Source organism: Streptomyces sp. NPDC046727, assembly GCF_040645635.1.
Taxonomy (GTDB): Bacteria; Actinomycetota; Actinomycetes; order Streptomycetales; family Streptomycetaceae; genus Streptomyces.
Genome location: NZ_JBEYYR010000042.1, coordinates 20752 through 47055 on the forward strand (window position 1 = coordinate 20752; position 26304 = coordinate 47055).

The window sequence follows — 26304 nt, forward strand, 5'->3', positions numbered from 1 at the left end:
ATGGGGGTGGGTGGGGCGGGGCGGTGCCCTGTGTGGGGCGGGGCCGGGTGGTGGTTCCCGGCGCCGGTCTCGCTGAGGCGGGCGCGGGTGCGGACGGTGGCCGGGCCCGGGGCGGGCGAGGCCGGGTGCCTGATCCTGGCGGAGGTGGGGCAAAGAGGCCGTCCGCGCCGGTCACGCTCTCAGGCGTAGGCCGCGTGGTGTTGCCACGAAGCCCGCGGCCTCCAGGAGGGTGCCTATGGGGGAGGTCAGGGCCTGGGTGCCGTTGATCCGTTCGACCGTGACCGTGCCGAGGGAGCCCGCGCGGGCCGCCGCGGCCAGTGTCTCGGCGGCCGTCCGGAGGCGGGGGTCGTCCGGCGCGGCGGTGTCCGGGGCGGCGGGCCAGGCCAGCAGTGTCTTGCCGCCGCGCTCCATGTACAGCGTCAGCTCGCCCTCCACCAGGACGACCAGCGATCCCGCCTTGCGGCCCGGCTTGTGCCCGGCTCCGGTCGGCGGCTCGGGCCAGGGGAGCGCGGAGCCGTAGGCGTTCGCCGGGTCGGCCGCGGCCAGGACCACGGCACGGGGGTCGGGCGCGGGCGAGCCTGCTCGGCCGTTGCCGTAGCCGCGGGGCGCGCCGTAGGGTCCGCCCGGGTTGTAGGGGGTGCTGCCGCCGCGGGGTCCGCCGTAGCCGGGGGAGGCGAACGGGTCGGCGAGGTCGCGGGGTGAGACGTGGTCGCCCTCGGTGGTGGTGTGGTGCTCCGGCGGCCAGGTGAAGTCGCCGTCCAGGCCGGGGTGGGCGAAACCGCCGTCGGCTCCGTCGAAGGCGCCGGCAGGTGTGTGGCCGTGCGGGGTGCCGTCGGTCCCTGCTCCGTCGAACGGGTTCGGGAAGCCCTGCTCGGCGAAGCCGTTCCGGGGGGCCGGGGCGGGCAGGCCCTCGGCCCGCTCGCGGGCGTTCGCCACCGCGCGGAGGCGGTCCACCGCGCCGTCCATCGCGAACTGGGCCGCGCCCAGCCCCTCGACCACGTAGCCCCGCCGGGCCTGACCGCTCTCCTCGAACGCCGACAGCACTCGGTAGACCGCGGAGAAGCCGCCCTCGACCCCTTCCGCGGCGACCGCTCCCCGGGTGACCACGCCGTGCCGGTCCAGGAGGGTGCGGGCCAGCGCGTGCGCGCGCACGGTGGCGTCCGGTTCGGCCGTGGGCAGCAGCGACCAACGGCCGGCGACGGTCGGCGGGCCGGTGCGGGAGGCGGTGCGCGCGGCGGCCGTCAGCGAGCCGTAGCGCCCGCGCGGGACGGCGCGCTTGGCGCGGTGCGCGGTCGAGCCCGCCGTACGACCCGAGCCCAGGAGGGCCCGCATCGGCGCGAGGGTGTCGTTGGTGAGCCGGCCCGACCAGGCCAGGTCCCAGAGCGCGTCGGCCAGTTGAAGGTCGGTGACGTCGGGGTGCGTTGTGAAGCGGACCTGGTCGGCGATCTGCCGGAAGAACAGGCCGTAGCCGCCGGAAAGGGCGTCCAGGACGGACTGGTGGAGTGCGGTCAGCTCCAGCGGGTGCGGTGCCGGGAGCAACAGCGGGGCCGCGTCCGCCAGATAGAGGGAGACCCAGCCGTCCTTGCCGGGCAGGACGCCCGCGCCGGCCCACACCACCTCGCCCGCGGCGGTCAGTTCGTCGAGCATCGACGGCGTGTAGGTGGCCACACGGGAGGGCAGGACCAGCTTCTCCAGCGCGGAGGCGGGCACGGAGGCACCCTGCAACTGCTCGATGGCGCGCACCAGGCCGTCGATGCCGCGCAGCCCATGACCCTTGCCGATGTGCTGCCACTGCGGCAGGAACTGGGCGAGCGCGGCGGGCGGGACGGGCTCCAGCTCGTGCCGCAGAGCCGCCAGGGAGCGGCGGCGCAGGCGGCGCAGCACGGCCGCGTCGCACCACTCCTGGCCGATGCCCGCCGGGTGGAACTCGCCCTGGACGACTCGGCCGGCCGCGGCCAGGCGGTGCAGGGCGCCCTCGGTGACCGCGACGCCCAGGCCGAACCGGGCCGCCGCGGTGGCCGAGGTGAACGGGCCGTGCGTGCGCGCGTACCGCGCGAGGAGGTCGCCCAGTGGGTCCTTCACCGGCTCGGTGAACGCCTCGGGGACACCGACCGGCAGCGCCGTGCCGAGCGCGTCGCGCAGCCGGCCCGCGTCCTCGACGGCCGCCCAGTGGTCCGCGCCCGCGACGCGGACCCGGATGGCCCGGCGGGCGGCGGCCAGCTCCGGCGCCCACTGCGGGTCCGCACCCCGCGCGATCAGCTCGGCGTCGGTCAGCGGGCCGAGCAGGCGGAGCACATCGGCAACGCCCTCCATGTCCTTGACCCGGCGGTCCTCGGTGAGCCACTGCAGCTCGCGCTCCAGCTCGGCCAGCACCTCCGCGTCGAGCAGTTCGCGCAGCTCCGCCTGACCCAGCAGCTCGGCCAGCAGCCGCGAGTCCAGGGACAGCGCGGCGGCTCGGCGCTCGGCCAGCGGGGAGTCGCCCTCGTACAGGAACTGGGCGACGTACCCGAAGAGCAGGGAGCGGGCGAACGGGGACGGCTCCGGGGTGGTGACCTCGACCAGCCGCACCTTGCGGGACTCGATGTCGCCCATCAGCTCGACCAGCCCGGGGACGTCGAAGACGTCCTGGAGGCATTCGCGGACCGCCTCCAGCACGATCGGGAACGAGCCGAACTCGCTCGCCACCTGGAGCAGCTGGGCCGCCCGCTGGCGCTGCTGCCACAGCGGGGTGCGCTTGCCGGGGTTGCGGCGCGGCAGCAGCAGCGCGCGGGCGGCGCACTCGCGGAACCGGGAGGCGAACAGCGCCGAGCCGCCGACCTGGTCGGTGACGATCTGGTCGACCTCCCCCTTGTCGAAGGAGACGTCCGCCGCGCCGACCGGGGCCTGCTCGCTGTCGACCGCCGTGTGGAGGGGGGTGCCGGCCTTCATGGGCTCCTGGTCGAGCAGGTCCAGGCCCATCAGATCGGCGTCGGGCAGCCGCAGCACGATGCCGTCGTCGGCGTGCATGACCTGCGCGTCCATGCCGTACCGCTCGGACAGGCGGGCGCCGAGGGCGAGGGCCCAGGGGGCGTGGACCTGGGCGCCGAAGGGGGAGTGGACGACGACCCGCCAGTCGCCCAGCTCGTCCCGGAACCGCTCCACGACGATCGTGCGGTCGTCCGGGACATGGCCGCACGCCTCGCGCTGCTCGTCCAGGTACGACAGCACGTTGTCCGCCGCCCAGGTGTCCAGGCCCGCCGCCAGCAGCCGCAGTCGCGCGTCGTCCTTGGGCAGCGAGCCGACCTCGCGCAGGAACGCGCCCACCGCGCGGCCCAGTTCCAGCGGGCGGCCCAGCTGGTCGCCCTTCCAGAACGGCAGCCGGCCCGGCACGCCCGGTGCGGGCGAGACCAGGACACGGTCGCGCGTGATGTCCTCGATCCGCCAGGAACTCGTGCCCAGCGTGAAGACATCGCCCACCCGGGACTCGTAGACCATCTCCTCGTCCAGCTCGCCGACCCGACCTCCGCCCTTCTTGGGGTCGGAACCGGCGAGGAAGACACCGAACAGGCCACGGTCGGGGATCGTGCCGCCGGAGGTGACGGCGAGACGCTGGGCGCCCGGACGGCCGGTGATCTCGCCGGTCACGCGGTCCCACACCACGCGCGGGCGCAGTTCCGCGAACGCGTCCGACGGATAGCGGCCGGCGAGCATGTCCAGGACCGCCGTGAACGCCGACTCGGGCAGCGAGGCGAACGGGGCCGCGCGACGGACCATGGCCAGCAGATCGTCGAACTGCCAGGTGTCCAGCGCCGTCATGGCGACCAGCTGCTGCGCGAGCACGTCCAGCGGGTTCGCGGGCACCTTCAGGGACTCGATCGAGCCCGAGCGCATCCGCTCGGTGACCACGGCCGCCTGGACGAGGTCACCGCGGTACTTCGGGAAGACGACACCGGTGGAGACGGCGCCGACCTGGTGCCCCGCGCGGCCGACCCGCTGGAGCCCCGAGGCGACCGAGGGCGGCGACTCGACCTGCACGACGAGGTCCACGGCGCCCATGTCGATGCCGAGTTCGAGGCTGGAGGTGGCCACCACCGCTGGCAGCCGGCCGGCCTTCAGGTCTTCCTCCACCAGGGCGCGCTGTTCCTTGGAGACCGAGCCGTGGTGCGCGCGGGCGATCACCGGCGGCGCGCCCTGGGCAGCGCCGGAGCCGCCCATCAGCTGGGCGGGGGAGTGGTGCTCGTCCAGGGTCTCGCCGGTCGCCCGCTCGTACGCGATCTCGTTGAGCCGGTTGCACAGCCGCTCCGCCAGGCGGCGGGAGTTGGCGAAGACGATCGTGGACCGGTGGGCCTGGACCAGGTCGGCGATCCGCTCCTCCACATGCGGCCAGATCGACGGCCGCTCCCCGCCCTCGGCGGCGTCGGTGGCCGGGGAGCCGCCCAGCTCGCCCATGTCCTCGACCGGGACGACCACGGAGAGGTCGAACTCCTTGCCGGACTCCGGCTGGACGATCTCCACCTTGCGGCGCGGGGAGAGATACCGGGCCACCTCGTCCACCGGGCGCACGGTCGCCGACAGACCGATCCGGCGGGCGGGCTTCGGCAGCAGCTCGTCCAGCCGCTCCAGGGAGAGCGCGAGGTGCGCGCCGCGCTTGGTGCCGGCGACCGCGTGCACCTCGTCCAGGATCACCGTCTCCACGCCCGTGAGCGCGTCGCGCGTGGCCGACGTCAGCATCAGGAACAGCGACTCGGGTGTGGTGATCAGGATGTCCGGCGGGCGCGTGGACAGGGCGCGGCGCTCGGCGGCCGGGGTGTCGCCGGAGCGGATGCCGACCCTGACCTCGGGCTCGGGCAGCCCCAGGCGCACGGACTCCTGGCGGATACCGGTCAGCGGGCTGCGCAGATTGCGCTCGACGTCGACCGCGAGGGCCTTCAGCGGGGACACGTACAGCACCCGGCAGCGCTTCCTCGGGTCGGCCGGGGGCGGGGCCGAGGCCAGCTGGTCCAGGGCGGCGAGGAACGCGGCCAGCGTCTTGCCCGAGCCGGTCGGGGCGACCACCAGCACGTCCGAGCCCTCGCGAATGGCCTGCCACGCGCCCGACTGGGCCGCGGTGGGCGCGGAGAAGGCCCCCGTGAACCAGCCGCGGGTCGCGGGGGAGAAGCCGTCGAGGGCTCGGTGTGCGGAGCTGACCATGCGTCCATCGTGCACCCGCCCACTGACAATCGCCCTGACCTGCGCAAACGAGGCGGGCGCGGGTCCACCGCCCCGGGTGGCCCCGCGACCCGCGGGGGCGCTGGGGGGAGCTGGCCGGCGCGGAGCAGGGCGGTGGGCACCCGCGGAACCGGTGTGATCCGGCGCAGGGCGGAGAATGGGCGTATGGCGGGTTCAGGGGAGCGGGCGCGGCACTGGCGGTACGCGGAGCTGCCCGATGTCGACCTGCTGCGCGCCCGGTACATCCGCAAGACCTTCGTCCGGCACACCCACGAGAACTTCGTGATCGCGGCCATCGCCGACGGTGTCGAGGTCTTCCACCACCACGGCTCCGACGTCTCCGCCGGCGCCGGGGCGCTCGCCCTGGTCAACCCGGACACCCCGCACACCGGCCGGGCCGGCGTGCCCGAGGGCTGGCGGTACGGCGCGCTCTACCCGTCGCCCGAGGTGGTCGCCGCGATCGCCGCCGAGACGACCACCCTCCGGGGCACCCCGGGCTTCGTCAGTCCGGTCCTCGACGATCCCTCCACGGTCCGCCTGGTCCACCAGGTGCTGCGCGCCGCGGACGAGGGCAACGCACTGGCCGCCGACACGCTGCTGCGGGTCGCCGTGACCAGGCTGCTGCGGCTGAACGGCGGCCCGCTGCCCCAGCGGCGGACCCGGACGGCCGGCGCGGGGATCGCGGCACGCGCGCGTGCGGTGCTGGAGGAGCGGATGACCGCGCCGCCGACGCTGGAACGGCTGGCCACGGACCTCGGGACCAGCCCGTTCGCGCTGCTGCGAGCGTTCCGTGACGCCTACGGCATGCCGCCCCACACCTGGCTGACCGACGCCCGGGTGCGCCGCGCCCGGCTGCTGCTGGACGCGGGGACGAGCCCCGCCGAGGCGGCCGTCGCCGTCGGCTTCACCGACCAGCCCCACCTCAACCGGCACTTCGCCCGGATCGTCGGCGTGCCCCCGGGCGCGTACCAGCGCGAGCGCACGAGCCCGGGCAAGCGCAAGAACGTACAAGACGCGGGCTGACGGCCGCCCGTACCGTCCGGGGCGTGGCACAGCACATAGCACTCACGGACCGGACCGCCGAAGGAGCGGACAAACCGGACGCGGCCGTCGTACGGGACGCCCTCGGGGTCGGCGTCGCCGTGGGCCTGTCCGGGTTCGCCTTCGGGGTGACCTCGGCCGGCAGCGGACTCAGCCTCCTCCAGACCTGCGCGCTCAGCCTTCTCGTGTTCACCGGCGCCTCCCAGTTCGCCCTGGTCGGGGCGCTCGCCGCCGGAGGCAACCCGTTCACGGCAGCCGCCGGCGCCTTCTTCCTGGGCGTGCGCAACGCCTTCTACGGACTGCGGCTGTCGCAGTTGCTCGCCCTCCCGCGCGCGGTACGGCCGTTCGCCGCCCAGTGGGTGATCGACGAGACCACCGCGGTGACCCTGGCGCAGCCGACCCGGCGGGCCGCGCGGATCGGCTTCACCGTCACCGGGCTCAGCCTGTACGTGCTGTGGAACCTCACCACGCTGCTCGGCGCGCTGGGTGCCAGGGCGATCGGTGACACGCGCGCGTGGGGCCTGGACGCGGCAGGACCCGCCGTGTTCCTGGCCCTGCTCGCCCCGATGCTGAAGACGGCCACCGAGCGCGCGGTCGCGGGCCTCGCCGTCCTGCTGGGCCTCGGTCTGCTGCCCGTCCTGCCGACCGGGGTGCCGGTCCTGGTGGCGGCGCTGGCGGCCCCGCTCGCCCTCTTCGCGGAGGGCCGGCGCGGCGGGCGTACCCGGCGGCACGAACCGGACGGCTCGGAGGAGGACCGGTGAACACCTGGATCGCGATCGGCGTGACCGCCCTCGGTTGCTACGCCGTCAAGCTCGCCGGCCTGCTCGTCCCGGCACACACCGTGGAGCGGCCGTACGTGCGGCGGCTCGCCGCCCTGCTGCCGGTCGCCCTGCTCGCCGCGCTCACGGCCCAGCAGACGTTCGCCGAGGGGCACACGCTGATGCTGGACGCCCGGGCCGCCGGGCTCGGCGCGGCGGCCCTGGCACTGGTGCTGCGGGCGCCGTTCCTGCTGGTTGTGACGGCGGCCGTGGTGGTGACGGCGGCCGTGCGGGCCGTCGGAGGATGAGGCGGGCCGTTGATGGGTGAGGTAGTCCGGCCCGTTCGCCGACGGGAAGGACCCGACAAGCGAACGGGGACGGCTCAGCCCACGAAGCGGCCGTACGCCCTCAGGGTGCGCAGTGCCTCGATGGTCACCAGGGGACGCGCCTCCAACGCCGGCGCCGGCGCCCACCGGCGCCAGCTGATCGGCCAGCCGCCGTCCTGCTGCTGCTGGGCGGCCAGGTGGTCGAGCGAGCGGGCCATCTCGTCGTCCGTGAACCACGCGCGCGCGAGCGAGTCCGGGCTCCGGGCGAAGTCGTGCGGGAAGTGGTGCTCGCCCGGGGCGTAGCCGGACGCGACCGGAAACGCGTCGAGCCGGTCCGGATCCAGCGCCGCGAGCCGCTGCTCCCGCACCAGGCGGCCCAGCCGGTCGGCGGCGGCCTCCGCGCGCGGGCGGTCGGGAACGGAGTCCAGGAAGGTCACGGCGGCCTCCACCTCGTAGGGGTGGGACTTCTCCAGGGACTCCACCGCCTGCCAGCAGAAGTCGGTGGCCCGGAACAGCCAGGCGTGCCACACCTCGTTGCGGTGCAGCAGCCCGACCACCGGCCCGGTGGCCAGCAGCTCGCTGGGCGGGTCGTCGACGACCGGGACGAACGGCGCCGTCGGATATCCGCGCTGACTGGGGTGGATCGCCGGCAGGGCACCGTCCGGGGTGGAGACGGAGGTCAGATAGCGGCACACACGCTCCACCCGCTGCCCGCCGCAGCGCTCGACGGCGTCCAGTACCCGCAGCGCGTGCGCGGTGTGCAGGGGCTGGCTGACCGGTCCGCGCAGATCGGGCTCCAGCGCGTGCCCGTACCCGCCGTCCTCGTTGCGGTAGGCGTCCAGCGCCGCTTCCACCGCCTCCCGGCTGCCGTGCAGGAAGTGGTACGCGAAGAGACGCTGCTCCAGCACGCGCGCGGTGAGCCATATGAACTGCTCGGCGCGGAAGAGCGGGGAGCGCGCCGACGGCGGGGAGGGGAGTGGGGAAGCTCCTGTTTGGGCCATGCGTCAGACCGTAGGACGGAAAGCGGTCTCGGCAGGCGCTCCCGGGCAGGGCCCACCCCCAGGGGCGGGATACTGGAGTCATGCGGTTGACGGTCTTCTGGCAGCGGATGGCGGATCACTTCGGTCCGGGGTACGCCGACACCTTCGCGCGCGATCACGTGATGTCGGAACTGGGCGGACGGACGGTGAACGAGGCACTGGACGCAGGCTGGGCGGCCAAGGACGTGTGGCGCGTGATCTGCACGGTCATGAACGTGCCGGGCGAGAAGCGCTGACCTGCCGACCGGAATGCCGGGCTTGTTGCGTACGACACCGGCGGTACGGCACTGAAACTGTCACGAAGATCGCGGGCGGGCGCCGGTTGTCGGTGGCGTGGGCGAGACTGGGCAAGTGGCACCCACTGACGAGGACCCCCTGGCACCCACCACGGAGGACGGCGAGCCGTCCGTCCGGCGGGCAGCACCGGCCGCTACGACCCCGCCCGTCCGGCCCCCGGTCTCCGAAGCCGTCGCTCCGGGCGGCCGGATGCCGCGCTGGCTGCCGCGCGCCATGGTGCTCGCGCTCGCGCTGATCGCCGCGTTCCAGCTGGGCAGCTGGGCCTTCCACCAGCTGACAGGCCTCTTGATCAACATATTGATCGCGTTCTTCCTGGCCCTCGCGATCGAGCCCGCGGTGAGCCGGATGGCCGCCCGCGGCATGCGCAGGGGGCTCGCCACCTTCCTGGTCTTCCTCGGGCTGGCCATCGTCTCCGCCGGGTTCATCACCCTGCTCGGCTCGATGCTGGCCGGCCAGATCATCAAGATGATCGAGGGCTTCCCGCAATACCTTGACTCGCTCATCAACTGGATCAATGAGACCTTCCACACGGAGCTCAGACGGGTGGACATCCAGGAGGGCCTGCTCCACTCCGACTGGCTGCGCAAGTACGCGCAGACCAGCGCGGCCGGGGTCCTCGACGTGTCCGCGCAGGTGCTCGGCGGGCTCTTCCAGCTGCTGACGGTCACCCTGTTCTCGTTCTACTTCGCCGCGGACGGTCCCCGGCTGCGGCGCGCCCTGTGCTCCGTCCTGCCCCCCGCCCGCCAGGCCGAGGTGCTGCGCGCCTGGGAGATCGCCGTCGACAAGACGGGCGGCTATCTGTACTCGCGCGGCCTCATGGCGCTCATCTCCGGCATAGCGCACTACATCCTGCTCCAGTCCCTGGGCGTGCCGTACGCGCCCGTGCTCGGCGTCTGGGTGGGCCTGGTCTCGCAGTTCATCCCCACCATCGGGACGTACCTCGCGGGCGCGCTGCCGATGTTGATCGCGTTCACCGTCAACCCCTGGTACGCGGTGTGGGTGCTGGTCTTCGTCGTGATCTACCAGCAGTTCGAGAACTACATGCTCCAGCCCAAGCTGACCGCCAAGACCGTCGACATCCACCCGGCGGTCGCCTTCGGCTCGGTCATCGCGGGCACCGCGCTGCTGGGCGCGGTCGGCGCGCTGATCGCCATCCCGGCGGTGGCCACTCTGCAGGCGTTCCTCGGGGCGTACGTGAAGCGGTACGCCGTCACCGACGACCCCCGGGTGCACGGCCACCGCGGCCGAAGCCCGGGCGGCCCCGGGATGCTCACGCGCATGCGACGGCTCTGGGCCCGCCCCTCCGGCGGCGAGCAGACGTAGGCCCCGAAGGCCGCTTCCGCGGGCCGGCGCCGCCTCAGTACGTCAGGACCGCCCACGCGGCGGCCACGGCGACGGCCGCCGCGTAGCCGCCGGCCGCCGCGGCCACGATCCGCCGGCGTGCCGGCTCGCTCCAGGGCGTGCGGTACAGCAGCCGGGCCAGCAGGGGCAGGACGAGCACGGCGTGCAGGCTCACACCGTGCAGCGGCTTGAGCGGAGCCGTCGAGTGATAGGCGGCCTCCTGGTGGCCGGTCCGCGTCAGGAGCACCCCGCGCGCGATCATGCCCGCGCCGGAGGCCAGCGCGACCAGCAGGAGGGCGAAACCCGAACGCACGGCGAGCGGCATGCCTGCGGGGCCCGTCGGCCGGTGCCGGAAGGAGGCGACGGCGAAGACGGTGAGCAGGACGACCAGGACGCCGCCGCCCATCGCGAGCGTCATGGACACGGCCGTGTCGAAGGGTGTCTCCCTGTTCAGGTGCGAGGGCACCCGGCGCCATGCCTGGAGGGTGATGCCGCCCACCTCCACCACGCAGTCGGCGGCGAAGACGAGCAGCAGGGCCGTGCGCAGCCGGTCACCGGTCCGCAGGTACGACGTGACCCAGGTGACCGCGATCAGTGTCACTCCGAACGAGAGCCCGAAGGTGACGGGCTTGCGCCAGGAGACGGGACCGTCCCAGGGGCCGCCGTCGACCGCGAACACCACGAGGTGGACGAGGCCGGACAGGACGAGGAGCAGCCCCGTCGTGTGGCAGAGGCGGTCGACAGCGGCACGCGGATTTTTCATGGGCCCCAGGCTCCCGGGCGCGGCCCGCGCGGTCGTCGTCCGGCCGGAGACACCCGTGGTACGCCCCGGGGAGCACGCGGGCCCGTGTCACAGGTGATCGAAGAAGCGGGTCCACCAGGTCGCGCAGTCCTCGGCGGCGAGCCAGGTCACACCGTCGTACGGCCGGTGGAGCAGTCGCTGGGGGACCAGCCGGTGGCCGAGGTCGGACAGAGCGGTCGTGACGCGGACGTGGTCCGCCTCGGACAGCGCTCCGTCGCACACGGCGTCGTCCAGGTCCTCGTGACCGCCGGGGGCGGGTGTGGTGACCACGGCCAGGTCGCCGTAGTTGCTCAGCCGCACGGCGAGGAACCCTCCGGCCTCGGTCGCCCGGGCCGGGACGTGCACGGAGAAGGAGTAGCTCGCGTCCTGGATCCCCTCGTCGAGGTCACAGGGCCACCCGAAGTCCTCGCTCAGCCGGTCCCGCAGTCTGGCCGCCCGGAGCCGGGCCGCGGGGTGGTCGAAGCCGTCGGGGTGCTCCAGGTGGTGCGGTCCGGGCAGCCGGTCCAGGGCGTGGAACAGGGCCCACGTCCGGGTGTCGTCGTTCATCCCCGCCCACCTTACGGAAGCCCCGGCCGCGGCGAGTGGTGCGCTTGACACGAAAATCGAACATCCATTCTCATGGAAGCTCAGGCGAGGCTTTCGGTTGGGGATTTCGACCCGATTCGCGGGGATGTGTCCCACGGTTATCCACAGGCTGGGCCTGCGTCGGGGCGCATTGTCAGTGGCAGGCGTTAGCGTCTTTGACGTGAAGCGATCGACTCAAGCAAACCGGGTGGAACCCATGGCAGGAACCGACCGCGAGAAGGCGCTCGACGCCGCGCTCGCACAGATTGAACGGCAATTCGGCAAGGGCGCGGTCATGCGCATGGGCGAGCGGTCGAAGGAGCCCATCGAGGTCATCCCGACCGGGTCGACCGCCCTCGACGTCGCCCTCGGCGTCGGTGGCCTGCCGCGCGGCCGTGTCGTCGAGATCTACGGACCGGAGTCCTCCGGTAAGACGACCCTGACCCTGCACGCCGTGGCCAACGCACAGAAGGCCGGCGGCCAGGTCGCGTTCGTGGACGCGGAGCACGCCCTCGACCCCGAGTACGCGCGCAAGCTCGGCGTCGACATCGACAACCTGATCCTCTCCCAGCCGGACAACGGCGAGCAGGCCCTGGAGATCGTGGACATGCTGGTCCGCTCCGGCGCCCTCGACCTCATCGTCATCGACTCCGTCGCCGCGCTCGTCCCGCGCGCGGAGATCGAGGGCGAGATGGGCGACAGCCACGTGGGTCTCCAGGCCCGGCTGATGAGCCAGGCGCTGCGGAAGATCACCAGCGCGCTCAACCAGTCCAAGACCACCGCGATCTTCATCAACCAGCTCCGCGAGAAGATCGGCGTGATGTTCGGCTCCCCGGAGACCACGACCGGTGGCCGCGCGCTGAAGTTCTACGCCTCGGTGCGTATCGACATCCGTCGCATCGAGACCCTGAAGGACGGCACCGAGGCGGTCGGCAACCGCACCCGCTGCAAGGTCGTCAAGAACAAGGTCGCGCCGCCCTTCAAGCAGGCCGAGTTCGACATCCTCTACGGCCAGGGCATCAGCCGCGAGGGCGGTCTGATCGACATGGGCGTGGAGCACGGCTTCGTGCGCAAGGCCGGCGCCTGGTACACGTACGAGGGCGACCAGCTCGGCCAGGGCAAGGAGAACGCGCGCAACTTCCTCAAGGACAACCCCGACCTGGCCAACGAGATCGAGAAGAAGATCAAGGAGAAGCTGGGCGTGGGGGTCCGGCCGGAGGAGCCCGCTGCCGAGCCGGGCGCCGACGCGGCCAGCACCGCGGCGGCCGAGGACCCCGCCAAGCTGGCGTCCGCCCCGGCAGCCGCCAAGGCCACCAAGCCCAAGGCCGCCGCAGCCAAGAGCTGACCCGTGACACGACGAACCGACTGGGCCGAGTACGAGTACGCCACCCCCGGTGCCCCACGGGGGAGGGGCACCGAGGGCTACCCGCACTCCGCCCCGGACGGTGACGACGGACACCGGGACGCCGGCTACGGCGAGTACGGCGGGCAGGGCGCCTACAGCGGGCGTGACGAGTACGGCGGGCCCGGCGCGTACCGCGGCACCGGCGGGTACGACGGTGCCGGCGGCGCCGACCCGGGGGAAGCGGACGGCGAGTCGTACGGGGGCGGTTCGCCCGGCGGCCGTGGCTCCGGCGGGCCCGGCGCGCGCGGTGGCCGGGGGCGTGGCCGTCGGCGGCGCGGCTTCGGGGACGCGCCCGGTGAGGACGAAGGCGCCCCTCCCTCGGCGAGGGACGAGCGAGGGGAGTCTTCAGGGGACCCGGCTGAGCGGGCCCGGGCGATCTGCCTGCGCCTGCTCACCGGGACCCCGCGCACCCGCAAGCAGCTCGCGGACGCCCTGCGCAAGCGGGAGATCCCCGAGGAAGTGGCCGAGGAGGTGCTGACTCGGTTCGAGGAGGTCGGGCTCATCGACGACGGCGCGTTCGCGGACGCCTGGGTGGAGTCCCGGCACCACGGCCGGGGGCTCGCCCGGCGCGCCCTCGCCCGGGAACTGCGCACCAAGGGCGTCGACTCCGCGCTGATCGACGAGGCCGTCGGCCAGCTCGACTCCGAGCAGGAGGAGGCGACCGCCCGCGAACTGGTCGCCCGCAAGCTGCGTGCCACCCGTGGCCTCGACCGCGACAAGCGGCTCCGCCGGCTCGCGGGCATGCTGGCCCGCAAGGGCTACTCCGAGGGCATGGCCCTTCGGATCGTCCGCCAGGCCCTGGAGGAAGAGGGCGAGGACACGGAGTTCCTGGGGGACGGGGACTTCTGACGCGCTCCCACCGGCGTCGGGGTGGGGTTAACCCCCGCCTCGAACGGGCGGGATGACCCCCGCCGCAGGACGCCGGGTCACCGCAGTGCTCTCACCTGCCCGCACGGGCGAGTCTGTACGCGCACCCCCGGCCCCGGCACACGCACCAGCCGGAGGCCGGCCGGGTACGACACAACCCGTGCACACAACAGAACAGAAGAGAGCCCGTCCCCATGATGCTGCGTTACGCCCTGCAGACAGTCCGCGCCCGCAAGGCAGGTTTTCTCGGTGCCTTCCTCGCCCTGATGTGCGCGGCGGCTCTGATCACCGCGTGCGGCACCCTCCTCGACACCGGCCTGCGCGGCACCGTCCGGACCGAGCGCTACGCCGCCGCTCCCGTCGTGGTCTCCGCCGACCAGTACGTGCACCGCACCACCGTCAAGCACAAGAAGGGCAAGACCAAGGTCAAGCACAAGGCGAAACCCATCGCCGAGCGCGCCTGGCTTCCCGAGCGGCTGCGCGGCACGCTCGCCCACACCCCCGGCGTGGCCCGGGTCGTCCCCGAACTCACCTTCCTCGCTCAGCCGTCGACCCCCACCGGCACCGGCGGCCGTACCCCCTACGGCCACGCCTGGGACTCCGCCGCACTGACCCCGTACCGGCTGACCGCGGGCCACGCCCCCAAGGCCGCGGACGACCTCGTCATCGACAGCGACCTCGCCGCGCGGGCCCGGCTGCGGCCCGGCGACCGGCTCACCGTGCAGTCCACGCAGGCCCCGCGCGGCTACCGGATCACCGGTATCGCCACCCCCGCCACCGCCGTACGCCACCAGACGTCCCTCTTCTTCTCCGCCGCCGAGGCGCGCCGGCTGGCCGCGCACCCCGGGCAGGTCACCGCGTTCGGTGTGCTGCCGGCCAAGGGAACGGATCCCGAGCGGGTGCGCCAGGCCGTGGCGCGGGCGCTGCACGGCACCACGGCCCAGGTCAGCACCGGCGACGCCCGCGGGCCCGTCGAGTTCCTGGACGCGGCCGCCGCCCGCACCCGGCTGGTCAGCATGGGTGGTGCCATGGGCGGCACCTCGCTGCTGGTGGCGGTGCTCGTGGTCGTCGGCACCTTCGCGCTCACCGTCCAGCAGCGCCACCGTGAACTCGCCCTGCTCCGGGCCATCGCCGCCACGCCCGGGCAGATCCGCAAACTGCTCGGCCGGGAGGCGCTGATCGTCGGCGCGGCGGCGGGCACGGCCGGCGCACTGCTCGGGCTGCCGCTGGGCGGCTGGCTGCACTCGAGGTTCGTCGCCCTGGGCGCCGTACCCGACACGCTCGAACACACCGTCGGTGTCTTCCCGCCGCTCGCCGCTCTCGCCGCCACCCTGCTCGGCGCCTGGGCGGCGGCCCGGATCGCCTCCCGCAGGATCGCCCGGATCCGCCCGGCCGAGGCCCTGGCCGAAGCCAGGACCGAGCGCACCCGGCCGCCCTGGGGCCGGATCGCCGCCGGGCTGCTGCTCCTCGCCGGCGGAGTCGTCCTCGTCGTGGTCCTCACCTCCCTGCGCACCGAGCCCGCCTCGACTCCCGTGACCTTCCTCGCCGTCGTCGTCCTGTCCACCGCCGTCGCCCTGCTCGGTCCCCTCCTGGTCAGGGCCGCCGCGCTGCTGCTCACCGGCCCGCTCCGGCTCACCGGTCACGGCGGCCGGCTCGCCACCGCCAACCTGCGAGGCAACGCCGCCCGCATGGCCTCCGTCGTCACCCCGCTCGCCCTGCTCGTCGGCATGACCTGCACCGTCCTCTTCGTCCAGGCCACCCTCGGCGACGCCGCCCGCACCCAGGTCCGCGAAGGTGTCCGGGCCGACTGGGTCGTCGCCGCCCAGGGCCCCGGCGTCCCCGGCGCGGCCGCCGAGCGGCTGCGCGCACGGCACGACACCGTCACCGAGGTGGTCCGCACGACCGTCCGCGTCGGCCTCGACAAGTACCCCGCGCAGGGCGTCACCCCCGCCGGCCTGACCCGCACCTGGGACCCGGAGGTCACCGCCGGTTCCCTCGACCGGCTCGGCCCCGGCACCGTCGCCGTCAGCGAACTGGCCGCGGACCAGCAGCATCTGAAGCCGGGAAGCACGCTGAAGCTCACCCTCGGCGACGGCACGCCCGCCACGCTCACCGTCGCCGCCGTCTACGCCCGGGGTCTCGGCTTCGGCGACCTCACCTTCGCCCACGACCTCGTGGCCCACCACGTCGACAACCCGCTCGCCTCCTCCGTCCTCGTCAGCACGACCCGTACACAGACACAACTCTCGACTACGCTCCGTGAGTTCCCGGGACTGCGTATTCTTTCGCCGGCCGCCGCCGACGCCCTCCAGGCCGACCGCCAACAGACGAACGCCGAGGTCAACTACCTCGCCATGGGGCTCGTTCTGGCCTTCACCGCCATCGCCGTCGTCAACACGCTCGCCATGTCGGTCGCGGAGCGTGTGCGGGAGTTCGCGTTGCTCCGCCTCGCCGGCGCGACCCGCCGTCAGGTGCTGCGCATGCTGCGCACCGAGGTGCTGTCCGTGCTGTTCCTCGCCACCTCGCTCGGCAGCGGCATCGCCCTCGCCGTGCTCACCGCGTTCAGCGTCGGCATGACAAACCGGGCCGCCCCGACGGTCACGCCGCTGCTCTACGTCGGTGTCGTCGGGGTCGCCGGCATCCTCGCGCTCGCGGCCAGTGCCCTCTCGGCGCGCGCGGCGCTCCGGGTGCGGGCGGTGACGGTCGCCACGGCCAAGGAGTAGCGGCGGCTCCGGCCGCGGTGTGCGTGCGTGTTTCCCGGTGAACCCCCGTCCGTCAGGTACGGGGGTTCACCGCTTTCGGAACCTGCGGTTCAGGACGTCGCCGGCACCACCGGCAGCCCTGCCGCCCGCCACGCCTGGAAGCCGCCCACCAGATCCGTCGCCCGGTGCAGGCCCAGCTGGTGGAGGGAGGCGGCGGCGAGACTGGAGGCGTAGCCCTCGTTGCAGATCACCACGACCCGCAGGTCGTGACCAGTGGCCTCGGGAAGGCGGTGGCTGCCCTGGGGATCGAGGCGCCACTCCAGTTCGTTGCGCTCGACCACGACCGCGCCGGGGATGAGTCCGTCCCGCTCGCGCAGGGCCGCGTACCGGATGTCGACCAGCAGCGCCGCGCCGGAGCGCGCCACCTCGTGCGCCTCCTGCGCCTCGACGCGCCGGTAGCCCGCGCGCACCCGCTCCAGCAACGCGTCGATGCCGAGCGGCCGTCCGTCCGGTACGCCCGCCACGCCGGTCACCACCGGCCGCTCGTCGATGCCGCTCACTGCCAGTCCTCCGGGCGCTCGACCTGCTCCAGGCGCAGGACCTGGCCCGTGCGACTGTAGCGGCGGATCCGCGGCAGCGGCGGGTAGTAGGCGTGGACGGAGATCGCGTGTCGCTCGTGGGACTCGTTGAGCACCTCGTGCACATGGTGGCGGCCGAAGGCGCGGCCCTGCCCGGCGGCCAGCCGGCGGACCCGGTCCACGCCCTCGGTGAGCTCCAGGGTCTTCCAGCCGTCGGTGGGCAGCCGGGCGGTGAGGGAGTGCTCGGTGAGGTCGCCCGACGCGGTGAGGAAGGCGCCGACCGAGTCGGCGTGGTCGTGCCAGCCGGTGCCGGAACGGGGCGGCCAGCCGATCAGCCAGGCCTCACTGCCGCCGGGCCCCTTCAGGCGCACCCAGGTGCGGCCCTCGGGGTCGAGCGGCAGGGAGGCGATCAGCTCGGCGTCCGAGGCCGTACGCCGGACGTAGTCGAGGAGGTCCGCCTGGGTGGGTCCGGCGCCGACGGCACGGGACGCGGAAGCGGAAGGGGACAGCGAAGAGGAAGGGACAGACACGGACACCGTCCTGAGGAGCGTTCGCGGAGACGGGCGCGCGACGGCGCCCGTAAAGGGGAGGGATGCGAATTCAGCAGGACGGACGACACACGCAGCCCGCATAGCGGACGAGGTCCATATGGACCCTCCGCCACAGGCGCACACAGGTGTCGGTCACGATCCGGAGTACAGCATGCGGCCGTACTCCGGTCAACCGAGTGTCACCCTGCGGACGGAGGGTGGGGGCGCGCGGTCAGCGCGCGCCGGAGCCCGCCTCCGCCGTCTTCTTCTGCTCCTCCTGCACCGCGCCGCCCACCGTGGCCTCGGCGGCCGCGTACAGGTCGGCCGGGCGGACGCCGCTCAGCGCGGTGACCAGGTGGCCGTCGGGGCGTACGAGCAGCACGCTGTGCGCCGGCGCGCCGGGGTAGCTCTCGGCGACCAGCAGTTCGGCGGGGTGCGGCAGCGCGGTCACGGCCGCCGCGAGCCGGGGCATCACCCCGGCGGACACCCAGTGCTTGCGGTCCCAGACACCCGTACCGGGCGCGATCAGGACGACGAGCAGCGCGCCGCGGCCGAGCCGGTCGCGCAGCCGGACGAAGGACCCGTCCTCCGCGGTGACCCGGACATCGGTGACCGGCGCGCCGGGCGGGGTGTCGACCGGGATGCCCGCCTCCAGATGCCGGGGCGCGAGCGGCGAGTCGGCGTACGTCCCCGGCGCGCCCAGCGGGCCGCGCCCCAGATGGCCGTCCGTGAGCAACGCGTCGTGGCCCTTGGCCGCGCCCGGGACGATGTGGCGCAGCCCGCCTCCGCCGCGCAGCACCGGCAGCACCTGGTCGGCGGCGCGCAGCCGGGCGGCGACCACCCCGCGCCGCTCGGACTGGTAGCTGTCCAGCAGGGCCTCGTGCGGGCCGTGGTGCCAGGCCGTGGTCAGCTTCCAGGCGAGGTTGTCGGCGTCCCGGAGGCCCTCGTCGAGCCCCTGGGTGCCGAGCGCGCCGAGCAGATGGGCCGCGTCCCCGGCGAGGAAGACCCGGCCGACGCGCCACCGGCGGGCGAGGCGGTGGTGCACGGTGTGGACACCGGTGTCGAGCAGGTCGTACGCCGGTGGGGTGCCGTTCGTCCAGCCCGCGAGGGTCTCGCGGATCCGGGCCACCAGGATCTCGGGCGTGACCAGGTCCTTGCCCGGCGGCAGCAGCCAGTCCAGGCGCCACGCACCGTCCGGGAGGGGGCGGGCGGTCACCTCCCCGGCCGAGGGCCCGGACGACCGCCACGGCGGCATCCGATGGAGCAACGCGCGACCCTCCCACGGAAGTTCCACGCGCAGCGCGGCGACCGCGTGCCGCTCCACCGCCGTACGGCCCGGGAAGCGGATGTCCTGGAGTTTGCGCACGGTGGAGCGGGGGCCGTCGCAGCCGACCAGGTAACTCCCGCGCCACCAGGTGCCCTGGGGGCCGCGGGTGTGCGCGGTGACGCCGGAGGGCTCCTGCTCGATGCCGTCCAGGCGGCTATCGACGGCCACCTTCACCAGCGGCTCGTCGGCGAGAGCCGCGCGCAGGGCGTTCGTGAGGACGTGCTGGGCGATGTGCAGCGGGGCGGCGGGGTCGGTCTCGTCGAAGGCGATCTCGTTCATCACCTGCTTGCGGCGCAGCGACCGCCATCCGGCCCAGCGCAAGCCCTGCTCCGCTAGCGGGAATCCGGTCAGGCGCTCCAGCAGAGCGACCGTTTCCTCACGCAGGACGACCGTGCGCGCCGGGCGGGGTTCGTCCTTGCCCGGGCCCTCGTCCAGGACGACGGCCGGCACCTCCTGGCGGGCCAGCGCCAGGGCGAGCGTGAGCCCGACGGGCCCCGCTCCGACGATGATCACCGGGTCCACGGTGTGGCGCCCCCTGCTCGCAGCGATGCCGTGACGGAGACAAGTGAACAGGAAGGTGAAGCGGGGTGCACGATCACAGAACGTATGCAACCCATTGGCAGAGTTTGCGTCAAGTGACCGGGGGCAGTGGCGATCATGCCACTGCCCCCGGGCGCCTCATGTCACTTGAATGACCGTCAGTCCTTGGAGACGTCGTCCCCGACGACGGGACCGGTGAGGTCCAGGACTCCGGCCGTGCCTCCGGCCCCGGTCGCCGCCGTGCCCGCGATGTCCGCGACATCCTGGGCGCCGAGCACCGCGCCGGTCGACTTCTTGCGGCGCCGCAGCCGGCCCTCCAGCCAGCTCGCGAACGAGGTCAGCGAGAAGTTGATGACCAGGTAGATCACGGCGACGACGGTGAAGGAGGCGATGGTGTTGGCACCGTAGTAGCCGGCCATCGGGTTGACCGAGGCGAGCAGCTCCGGGAAGGTCAGGACCGCGCCACCGAGCGCGGTGTCCTTCACGATCACGACCAGCTGGCTGACGAGCGCCGGGAGCATCGCGGTGACCGACTGGGGCAGCAGGATGAGCCGCATCACCTGGTTCTTGCGCAGACCGATCGCCAGGGCTGCCTCGGACTGGCCCTTCGGCAGGGCGAGGATGCCCGCGCGGACGATCTCCGCCAGCACCGACGCGTTGTACAGCACCAGGCCGGTGACGACTGCGTACAGGGGACGGTCGTCCGACGGGACGTCGGTGTACTCGGAGTACAGGGCGTTCCCGAAGATCATCAGAACCAGCACCGGGATCGCGCGGAAGAACTCGACGACCGCCCCGACCGGGATCCGTATCCACGCGTGGTCCGAGAGGCGGGCGATACCGAGCACGGCACCGAGCGGCAGCGCGATGACCATGGAGAGGGCCGCGGCCTTCAGGGTGTTCTGCAGACCGGGCCAGATGTACGTCGAGTAGGCCTCGGTGCCGCTGAAGAACGGCTTCCAGAGCGCCCACTCCAGCTGGCCCTTGTCGTCCAGGGACTTGTACACCCACCACAGGACGGCCGCGAGGACGACGAGGAAGCCCGCCGTGTACAGGATGTTGCGCCGCTTGGCCCGGGGGCCCTGGGCGTCGTACAGGACCGAACTCATCGCTTCACCGCCACCTTCTTGCCCACCCAGCCGAGGATCAGACCGGTCGGCAGGGTCAGACAGCAGAACCCGAAGGCGATGACCGCGGAGATCAACAGCAGCTGTGCCTCGTTCTCCACCATCTCCTTCATCAGCAGTGCCGCTTCCGCCACGCCGATCGCTGCCGCCACCGTCGTGTTCTTCGTCAACGCGATCAGCACGTTGGTCAGCGGGCCGACGGCCGCGCGGAAGGCCTGCGGCAGCACGATCAGGCCCAGCACCTGCGTGAAGCTCAGGCCGATGGCCCGGGCCGCCTCCGCCTGGCCGACCGGAACCGTGTTGATGCCCGCGCGGATCGCCTCGCAGACGAAGGCCGACGTGTAGACGATCAGACCGAGCACGGCCAGCCGGAAGCTGTACGTGTCGACCTTGTCCGAGCCCAGGGTGACGCCCAGCGTGTCGTGCAGGCCGAGCGAGGAGAACAGGATGATCACCGTGAGCGGGATGTTCCGCACGATGTTCACGTACGCGGTGCCGAAACCGCGCATCAGCGGCACCGGGCCCACCCGCATGGCGGCCAGCAGGGTGCCCCAGACCAGGGAGCCCACGGCGGACAGCAGCGTGAGCTGCACCGTCGTCCAGAACGCTCCCAGCACGTCGTACTTGTCAAGAAAGTCGAACACGATCTCCCGCGCTTCCGCGTGTTGGATGCCCGGGTGCGCCGCCCTCACGGACGGCGCACCCGTAGGGCGTTGCCTCAGCTCTTGATGTCACCGATCTTCGGAGCGGGCTCGTTCTTGTAGCCGGCCGGGCCGAAGTTCTTCTCCACGGCCGTCTTCCAGGAACCGTCGGAGACCATCTCCTCCAGGGCCTTGTTGATCTTGGCCTTGAGGTCGCTGCCCTTCTTGACGCCGATGCCGTAGTTCTCATTGGTCATCTTGAAGCCGCCGAGCTTGAACTTGCCCTTGAACTGGGCCTGGGCGGCGTAACCGGCGAGGATCGAGTCGTCCGTGGTCAGCGCGTCGATCGCCTTGCTCTGCAGACCGGTCAGACAGGCCGAGTACGCCGGGTACTGCTGGAGCTGCGCCTCCCGGGCCAGCTTGTCCTTGACGTTCTGCGCCGACGTCGAGCCGGTCACCGAGCACAGCTTCTTCTTGTTCAGGTCCGCCGGCGACTTGATGGAGTTGTCGTCCGCGCGAACCAGCACATCCTGGTGGGCCAGCAGGTACGGGCCGGCGAAGTCGACCTTCTGCTGACGCTCCGGGGTGATCGAGTAGGTCGCGGCGATGAAGTCGACGTCGCCGCGCTGGAGCATGGTCTCGCGGTCGGCGCTCTTCGACTCCTTCCACTCGATCTGGTCGGCGCTGTAACCGAGCTTCTTGGCGACATAGGTGGCCACGTCGACGTCGAAGCCCGCGTAGCCCTGCGGGGTCTTCTGGCCGAGGCCCGGCTGGTCGAACTTGATGCCGATGGCGATCTTCTTGCCGTCACCGGAGCCGCCTTCGTCCTTCTTGTCGCCGCCGCACGCGGTGGCGGTCACGGAGAGGGCGAGGAGGACGGCCGAGGCGGCGGTGACCTTGCGGAGCTTCATGGTGAACATCCTTTGAGTGGTGAGGAACGAGGTCCTGAGGCGCTGGGGACCCGACCGGGCGGTGCGTGCGACCGGGGCCGTGCGGTCAGTGGTGCAGGATCTTGGACAGGAAGTCCTTGGCCCGGTCGCTGCGCGGGTTGCTGAAGAACTGGTCGGGCGTGGCCTGTTCGACGATCCGGCCGTCCGCCATGAAGACGACACGGTTCGCGGCCGATCGCGCGAAGCCCATCTCGTGGGTGACGACGATCATCGTCATGCCCTCTCGCGCGAGCTGCTGCATGACCTCGAGGACCTCGTTGATCATCTCGGGGTCGAGAGCGGAGGTCGGCTCGTCGAAGAGCATGACCTTCGGTCCCATCGCCAGCGCCCGGGCTATCGCGACCCGCTGCTGCTGACCGCCGGACAGCTGCGCCGGGTACTTGTCGGCCTGGGTGCCCACGCCGACCCGGTCCAGCAGCGCCCTGGCCTTCTCCTCGGCCTGCTTCTTCTCCGCCTTGCGGACCTTGACCTGGCCCAGCATCACGTTCTCGAGCACGGTCTTGTGCGCGAAGAGGTTGAACGACTGGAACACCATCCCGACGTCCGCCCGCAGCCGGGCCAGTTCCCGGCCCTCGTGCGGCAGGGGCTTGCCGTCGATCGTGATCGTGCCCGAGTCGATGGTCTCCAGGCGGTTGATGGTGCGGCACAGGGTCGACTTTCCGGACCCGGAGGGCCCGATGACCACGACGACCTCGCCGCGGGCGATCGTCAGGTCGATGTCCTGGAGCACGTGCAACGCGCCGAAGTGCTTGTTGACGCTCTTCAGGACGACCAGTTCGTCGGACGTGGCCACGTCTTCCTTGGCCACCGGTACTTTGGTCATCGCTCTCAGGCTCCGTCCTCCTCGGGTTTCCGAGGACAGTAGTGAGGGGCTGTGACCTGCGTCATCACATCTGAGGGAGATCTGAGCATCACGATCCGATAGCAATCGGACACGTGTCGTAGCACTTGTCGGCTGTGCGCGTATCGGGCGGGTAACGGAAGCGACAGGCAACCCGAAGCCTCTTGACGTCGTCCTTATCCATCAGCGTCACTGCCATGGTGCACGCGCGCGTGTCTGTGATCTACAAGACCGACGCAAACCGAGACCGTACGACCGCTGAACCGGAGGGGGCCGGGATGAGACTGCTCCTCGTCGAGGACGACAACCACGTCGCCGCGGCCCTGTCGGCCGTCCTCGCGCGGCATGGCTTCCACGTCACGCACGCGCGCAGCGGCGAGGAAGCCCTCCAGGCGCTCGTCCCGGAGGGCGCCGGTTTCGGTGTCGTCCTGCTCGACCTCGGCCTGCCCGACCAGGACGGCTACGAGGTCTGCGGCAAGATCCGCAAGCGCACCAGCATCCCGGTGATCATGGTGACCGCGCGCTCCGACGTCCGCTCCCGCATCCACGGGCTCAACCTCGGCGCCGACGACTACGTCGTCAAGCCGTACGACACCGGGGAACTGCTCGCCCGGATCCACGCCGTCAGCCGGCGCACCGCCCACGAGGACCCCGCGACCGGCGGCGAGAGCGCCCTGCTCCTCGGCCCCGTCCGCATCGAACTGCCCACGCGTCAGGTCAGCGTGGACGGCTCGGTGATCCAGCTGACCCGCAAGGAGTTCGACCTGCTCGCCCTGCTCGCCCAGCGGCCCGGCGTGGTCTTCCGGCGCGAGCAGATCATCAGCGAGGTCTGGCGCACCAGCTGGGAGGGGACCGGTCGCACCCTGGAGGTGCACGTCGCCTCCCTGCGCGCCAAGCTGCGCATGCCCGCGCTGATCGAGACCGTACGCGGCGTCGGCTACCGGCTCGTCGCCCCGGCCGCCTAGCGGGGACGGGTGCGCACACGCCTCCTGCCGCTGCTCATCGTCCTGATGGCGGCCGTCCTGCTCGCCCTCGGGGTCCCGCTCGCCGTCAGCCTGGCCGCCGCGCAGCAGCAGAAGGTCGTCGTCGACCGCATCGACGACACGGCACGGTTCGCGGCGCTCGCCCAGTTCGTCACCGACAGGCCCGGCGGATCCCGCCGCACCACCACCGACGAGCGCTGGGAGACCCTGCGCAGCGAACTGCAGAGCTACTACGGCGTCTACGACATCCGCGCCGGGGTCTTCTACCGCAACGGCTCCGCCATGGCCAATGCGCCCGACGACTGGTTCGTACCGCCGACCGGGGAGGTCCGCCGGGCGTTCGACGAGGCGCTGCTCAGCCGGCGCAGCCATGACCCCCGGCAGGTGTGGCCCTGGCAGCGCGGCCGGCTCATCGTCGCCTCACCGGTGATCCGGGACGGGGACGTCGTCGCGGTCGTGGTCACCGACTCGCCCACCGGACAGCTGCGTTCCCGGATCCTGCGCGGCTGGCTGTTCATCGGGGCCGGCGAGATCGCGGCCATGCTGCTCGCCGTCGGCGCGGCGCTGCGGCTGACCGGCTGGGTACTCAGGCCGGTACGGGTCCTGGACGCCACCACCCACGACATCGCCACCGGGCGCCTGAAGTCCCGGGTCGCGGTCGCCGGCGGACCGCCGGAACTCAGACGGCTGGCCCGCTCGTTCAACGAGATGGCGGACAACGTCGAGGACGTGCTGGAGCAGCAGCGCGCCTTCGTCGCCGACGCCTCGCACCAGCTGCGCAACCCGCTCGCGGCGCTGCTGCTGCGCATCGAGCTGCTCGCCCTCGAACTCCCGGAGGGCAACGAGGAGATCGCCTCGGTCCGCACCGAGGGCAAGCGCCTCGCGCAGGTTCTGGACGACCTGCTCGACCTGGCGCTGGCCGAGCACGCCGAGGCCGAACTCCGGCTCACCGACATCGGCGCGCTGGCCGGGGAACGGGTGGCCAGCTGGGCACCGGCCGCCGAGGCCAAGGGCGTCCGGCTGACCGGCGACTGCCCGCCCACCACCGCCTGGGCCGACCCGATCGCCCTGTCCAGCGCGCTGGACGCGGTGATCGACAACGCCGTGAAGTTCACCCCCGAGGGCGGCACGGTCGAGGTCGGCGTCAGCGCCGACGGCGACACGACCACGGTCGTGGTCACGGACACCGGACCCGGCCTCACCGACGACGAACTCGCGCGCGTGGGCGACCGCTTCTGGCGCAGCGGCCGGCACCAGAACGTGAAGGGCTCGGGCCTGGGCCTGTCCATCACCCGCGCCCTGCTCGCGTCGGGCGGCGGCTCGATCGACTACGCCCACCACGAGCCACGGGGGCTGCGGGTGACGGTGACGGTGCCACGGCACGCGGAGACGGGCGAACAGGCGGCGGTCGAAGCCTCTCAGGGCTTCATCGACCGGTAGTAGCGCCGGGCGCCCTCCTGCAGGGGCAGGGGGTCGGTGTAGATGGCGGTGCGCAGGTCGACCAGCTGGGCGGAGTGGACGTGGGCGCCGATGCCGTCCCGGCTCTTGATGACGGTGCGGGTCACCCACTCGGTCAGCCGGGGATCCATGTCCGCACGGGTCATCAGCAGGTTGGACACGGCGATCGTCGGCACCTGCGTACCCTGCTGGACGTTCGGGTAGGCCGACTCGGGGATGTTGGCGGCCCGGTAGTAACGCGCGCCCTCGCCCTCGGCGTGCAGATCGGCGAGGACGCTGTCGTCGATCGGCACGAACCGGAAGGCGCCCTTCTTGGCCAGCGTGACGAGCCCCTTCGTGGGCAGGCCGCCGGACCAGAAGAAGGCGTCGATCTTCCCCTGCTGCAGCCGCGCGGGCCCGATGTCTATGCCGTCCCCGACCGCCGTGATGTCCTTGCGCGGGTCGACACCGGCGGCCCGCAGCACCCGGTCGGCGATCAGCCGCACACCGGAATTGGGCAGTCCGATCGCCACCCGCTTGTGCCGCAGGTCCGCGACGCTCCTGACGTCCGAGTCGCGGGGCACGATGAGATGCACATAGTCGTCGTAGAGCCGGGCCACCCCGCGCAGCCGCCCGGCGCCGCTGCCGTGCCGCAGCTCGTACGTCGCCACCGCGTCGGCCGCCGCGATGGTGAAGTCGGCCTGCCCGGTCGCCACCCGCTGGACGTTCTCCTGCGAACCGGCGCTGTTGAGCAGCTTCACCTTCAGGCCCGGCATGTCCCTGCCCAGCTCGGTGCGCAGCCGCTCGCCGTACTCCTGATAGACCCCGCGGGGTGTACCGGTGCTGAACACGATCGTCCCGCTCGGCGGCTTCTCGCCCAGGGGCAGCAGCCACCACAACAGCAGCCCGAGGGCCACGACACCGACGGCCGCGCCCCGCAGCGCGCCGCGCCTGCCGAGCCGGGGAAACACCTTGGACATGCGGCGATCCTGCCAGGGGAGGCGCGGCGGTGACCAGGGC

General features: G+C 72.6%; 22 protein-coding genes and 1 pseudogene. 10 read left to right on the forward strand and 13 right to left on the reverse strand.

Going from position 1 to position 26304, the window contains the following annotated elements; all coding sequences use genetic code 11:
* Positions 1-171: 171 nt before the first annotated feature.
* Positions 172-5169, reverse strand: a complete 4998-nt coding sequence (locus tag ABZ937_RS35730; protein WP_361698234.1) for an ATP-dependent helicase — start codon at positions 5167-5169, stop codon at positions 172-174.
* Positions 5170-5352: 183 nt separating this feature from the next.
* Here ABZ937_RS35730 and ABZ937_RS35735 point away from each other — a divergent pair.
* The 3 genes and pseudogenes from ABZ937_RS35735 to ABZ937_RS35745 all read left to right on the forward strand — a co-directional run.
* Positions 5353-6204 (forward strand): annotated as a pseudogene (locus ABZ937_RS35735) (AraC family transcriptional regulator); the annotation flags it as partial.
* Between the two features lie 29 nt (positions 6205-6233).
* Positions 6234-6989 (forward strand): AzlC family ABC transporter permease, encoded by a 756-nt coding sequence (locus ABZ937_RS35740; RefSeq protein WP_361698236.1) that lies wholly within the window; start codon positions 6234-6236, stop codon positions 6987-6989.
* Entirely contained in the window at positions 6986-7294 is a 309-nt protein-coding gene (locus tag ABZ937_RS35745) for an AzlD domain-containing protein (protein WP_361698238.1), read from the forward strand. The genes ABZ937_RS35740 and ABZ937_RS35745 overlap by 4 nt, the downstream gene beginning before the upstream one ends.
* Before the next feature lie 74 nt (positions 7295-7368).
* Here the strand turns inward: ABZ937_RS35745 and ABZ937_RS35750 are convergent, their stop codons facing one another.
* On the reverse strand, positions 7369-8313 hold the full coding sequence (locus ABZ937_RS35750; protein WP_361698240.1) for a hypothetical protein: 945 nt from the start codon (positions 8311-8313) through the stop codon (positions 7369-7371).
* Between the two features lie 80 nt (positions 8314-8393).
* Between ABZ937_RS35750 and ABZ937_RS35755 the strand changes: the two genes are divergently transcribed.
* Together ABZ937_RS35755 and ABZ937_RS35760 are read left to right on the forward strand one after the other, a co-directional pair.
* Positions 8394-8588, forward strand: a complete 195-nt coding sequence (locus ABZ937_RS35755; protein ID WP_361698242.1) for a DUF3046 domain-containing protein — start codon at positions 8394-8396, stop codon at positions 8586-8588.
* A 139-nt stretch (positions 8589-8727) separates the two neighbouring features.
* Positions 8728-9972 (forward strand): AI-2E family transporter, encoded by a 1245-nt coding sequence (locus ABZ937_RS35760; RefSeq protein ID WP_361698334.1) that lies wholly within the window; start codon positions 8728-8730, stop codon positions 9970-9972.
* A gap of 34 nt (positions 9973-10006) precedes the next feature.
* Here ABZ937_RS35760 and ABZ937_RS35765 read toward each other — a convergent pair whose 3' ends face one another.
* Complete coding sequence (locus tag ABZ937_RS35765; protein ID WP_361698244.1) at positions 10007-10753, reverse strand: hypothetical protein; 747 nt, start codon at positions 10751-10753, stop codon at positions 10007-10009.
* Positions 10754-10840: 87 nt separating this feature from the next.
* Entirely contained in the window at positions 10841-11338 is a 498-nt protein-coding gene (locus ABZ937_RS35770; protein WP_361698246.1) for a hypothetical protein, read from the reverse strand.
* Between the two features lie 235 nt (positions 11339-11573).
* On the opposite strand from ABZ937_RS35770, the gene recA reads away from it, so the two are divergent.
* The 3 genes from recA (at position 11574) to ABZ937_RS35785 (ending at position 16351) form a co-directional block, all read left to right on the forward strand.
* Positions 11574-12701, forward strand: coding sequence for a recombinase RecA (gene recA / locus ABZ937_RS35775; RefSeq protein ID WP_361698248.1), 1128 nt, complete (start codon positions 11574-11576; stop codon positions 12699-12701).
* A gap of 3 nt (positions 12702-12704) precedes the next feature.
* Entirely contained in the window at positions 12705-13610 is a 906-nt protein-coding gene (recX, locus tag ABZ937_RS35780; RefSeq protein WP_361698250.1) for a recombination regulator RecX, read from the forward strand.
* A gap of 212 nt (positions 13611-13822) precedes the next feature.
* Positions 13823-16351, forward strand: a complete 2529-nt coding sequence (locus ABZ937_RS35785; RefSeq protein ID WP_361698252.1) for an ABC transporter permease — start codon at positions 13823-13825, stop codon at positions 16349-16351.
* Between the two features lie 89 nt (positions 16352-16440).
* Here the strand turns inward: ABZ937_RS35785 and ABZ937_RS35790 are convergent, their stop codons facing one another.
* The 8 genes from ABZ937_RS35790 to ABZ937_RS35825 all read right to left on the reverse strand — a co-directional run bounded on the left by ABZ937_RS35790 (position 16441) and on the right by ABZ937_RS35825 (position 22846).
* Positions 16441-16881 carry a rhodanese-like domain-containing protein gene (locus ABZ937_RS35790; protein ID WP_361698336.1) on the reverse strand — a complete coding sequence of 147 codons (441 nt, stop codon included), beginning with the start codon at positions 16879-16881 and terminating at the stop codon, positions 16441-16443.
* 5 nt (positions 16882-16886) lie between these two features.
* Complete coding sequence (locus ABZ937_RS35795; protein ID WP_361698254.1) at positions 16887-17438, reverse strand: cysteine dioxygenase; 552 nt, start codon at positions 17436-17438, stop codon at positions 16887-16889.
* A 70-nt stretch (positions 17439-17508) separates the two neighbouring features.
* Entirely contained in the window at positions 17509-17595 is an 87-nt protein-coding gene (locus ABZ937_RS35800) for a putative leader peptide (protein ID WP_313960178.1), read from the reverse strand.
* 75 nt (positions 17596-17670) lie between these two features.
* Positions 17671-19287 carry an FAD-dependent monooxygenase gene (locus tag ABZ937_RS35805; protein ID WP_361698256.1) on the reverse strand — a complete coding sequence of 539 codons (1617 nt, stop codon included), beginning with the start codon at positions 19285-19287 and terminating at the stop codon, positions 17671-17673.
* A gap of 176 nt (positions 19288-19463) precedes the next feature.
* Positions 19464-20414 (reverse strand): amino acid ABC transporter permease, encoded by a 951-nt coding sequence (locus ABZ937_RS35810; protein WP_361698258.1) that lies wholly within the window; start codon positions 20412-20414, stop codon positions 19464-19466.
* Positions 20411-21076 carry an amino acid ABC transporter permease gene (locus ABZ937_RS35815; RefSeq protein WP_361698260.1) on the reverse strand — a complete coding sequence of 222 codons (666 nt, stop codon included), beginning with the start codon at positions 21074-21076 and terminating at the stop codon, positions 20411-20413. The genes ABZ937_RS35810 and ABZ937_RS35815 overlap by 4 nt, the downstream gene beginning before the upstream one ends.
* A 74-nt stretch (positions 21077-21150) precedes the next feature.
* Positions 21151-21984, reverse strand: coding sequence for a glutamate ABC transporter substrate-binding protein (locus ABZ937_RS35820; protein ID WP_361698262.1), 834 nt, complete (start codon positions 21982-21984; stop codon positions 21151-21153).
* 85 nt (positions 21985-22069) lie between these two features.
* On the reverse strand, positions 22070-22846 hold the full coding sequence (locus ABZ937_RS35825; protein WP_361698264.1) for an amino acid ABC transporter ATP-binding protein: 777 nt from the start codon (positions 22844-22846) through the stop codon (positions 22070-22072).
* 296 nt (positions 22847-23142) lie between these two features.
* Here ABZ937_RS35825 and ABZ937_RS35830 point away from each other — a divergent pair, with 296 nt between their 5' ends.
* Positions 23143-23829 (forward strand): response regulator transcription factor, encoded by a 687-nt coding sequence (locus ABZ937_RS35830; protein WP_361698266.1) that lies wholly within the window; start codon positions 23143-23145, stop codon positions 23827-23829.
* Between the two features lie 9 nt (positions 23830-23838).
* Entirely contained in the window at positions 23839-25287 is a 1449-nt protein-coding gene (locus ABZ937_RS35835) for a HAMP domain-containing sensor histidine kinase (RefSeq protein ID WP_361698268.1), read from the forward strand.
* Here ABZ937_RS35835 and ABZ937_RS35840 read toward each other — a convergent pair.
* Positions 25266-26264 carry a TAXI family TRAP transporter solute-binding subunit gene (locus tag ABZ937_RS35840; protein ID WP_361698270.1) on the reverse strand — a complete coding sequence of 333 codons (999 nt, stop codon included), beginning with the start codon at positions 26262-26264 and terminating at the stop codon, positions 25266-25268. The two genes, ABZ937_RS35835 and ABZ937_RS35840, sit on opposite strands and share 22 nt — an antisense overlap.
* Between the last annotated feature and the right edge of the window lie 40 nt (positions 26265-26304).

Excerpts from the sequence above, each read along its gene's own strand:
- ABZ937_RS35730 (WP_361698234.1), bottom strand. The coding sequence starts at position 5,169 with ATGGTCAGCTCCGCACACCGAGCCCTCGACGGCTTCTCCCCCGCGACC.
- ABZ937_RS35750 (WP_361698240.1), bottom strand. The coding sequence starts at position 8,313 with ATGGCCCAAACAGGAGCTTCCCCACTCCCCTCCCCGCCGTCGGCGCGC.
- ABZ937_RS35755 (WP_361698242.1), top strand. The coding sequence starts at position 8,394 with ATGCGGTTGACGGTCTTCTGGCAGCGGATGGCGGATCACTTCGGTCCG.
- ABZ937_RS35765 (WP_361698244.1), bottom strand. The coding sequence starts at position 10,753 with ATGAAAAATCCGCGTGCCGCTGTCGACCGCCTCTGCCACACGACGGGG.
- ABZ937_RS35770 (WP_361698246.1), bottom strand. The coding sequence starts at position 11,338 with ATGAACGACGACACCCGGACGTGGGCCCTGTTCCACGCCCTGGACCGG.
- recA (WP_361698248.1), top strand. The coding sequence starts at position 11,574 with ATGGCAGGAACCGACCGCGAGAAGGCGCTCGACGCCGCGCTCGCACAG.
- ABZ937_RS35785 (WP_361698252.1), top strand. The coding sequence starts at position 13,823 with ATGATGCTGCGTTACGCCCTGCAGACAGTCCGCGCCCGCAAGGCAGGT.
- ABZ937_RS35810 (WP_361698258.1), bottom strand. The coding sequence starts at position 20,414 with ATGAGTTCGGTCCTGTACGACGCCCAGGGCCCCCGGGCCAAGCGGCGC.
- ABZ937_RS35820 (WP_361698262.1), bottom strand. The coding sequence starts at position 21,984 with ATGAAGCTCCGCAAGGTCACCGCCGCCTCGGCCGTCCTCCTCGCCCTC.
- ABZ937_RS35825 (WP_361698264.1), bottom strand. The coding sequence starts at position 22,846 with ATGACCAAAGTACCGGTGGCCAAGGAAGACGTGGCCACGTCCGACGAA.
- ABZ937_RS35830 (WP_361698266.1), top strand. The coding sequence starts at position 23,143 with ATGAGACTGCTCCTCGTCGAGGACGACAACCACGTCGCCGCGGCCCTG.
- ABZ937_RS35840 (WP_361698270.1), bottom strand. The coding sequence starts at position 26,264 with ATGTCCAAGGTGTTTCCCCGGCTCGGCAGGCGCGGCGCGCTGCGGGGC.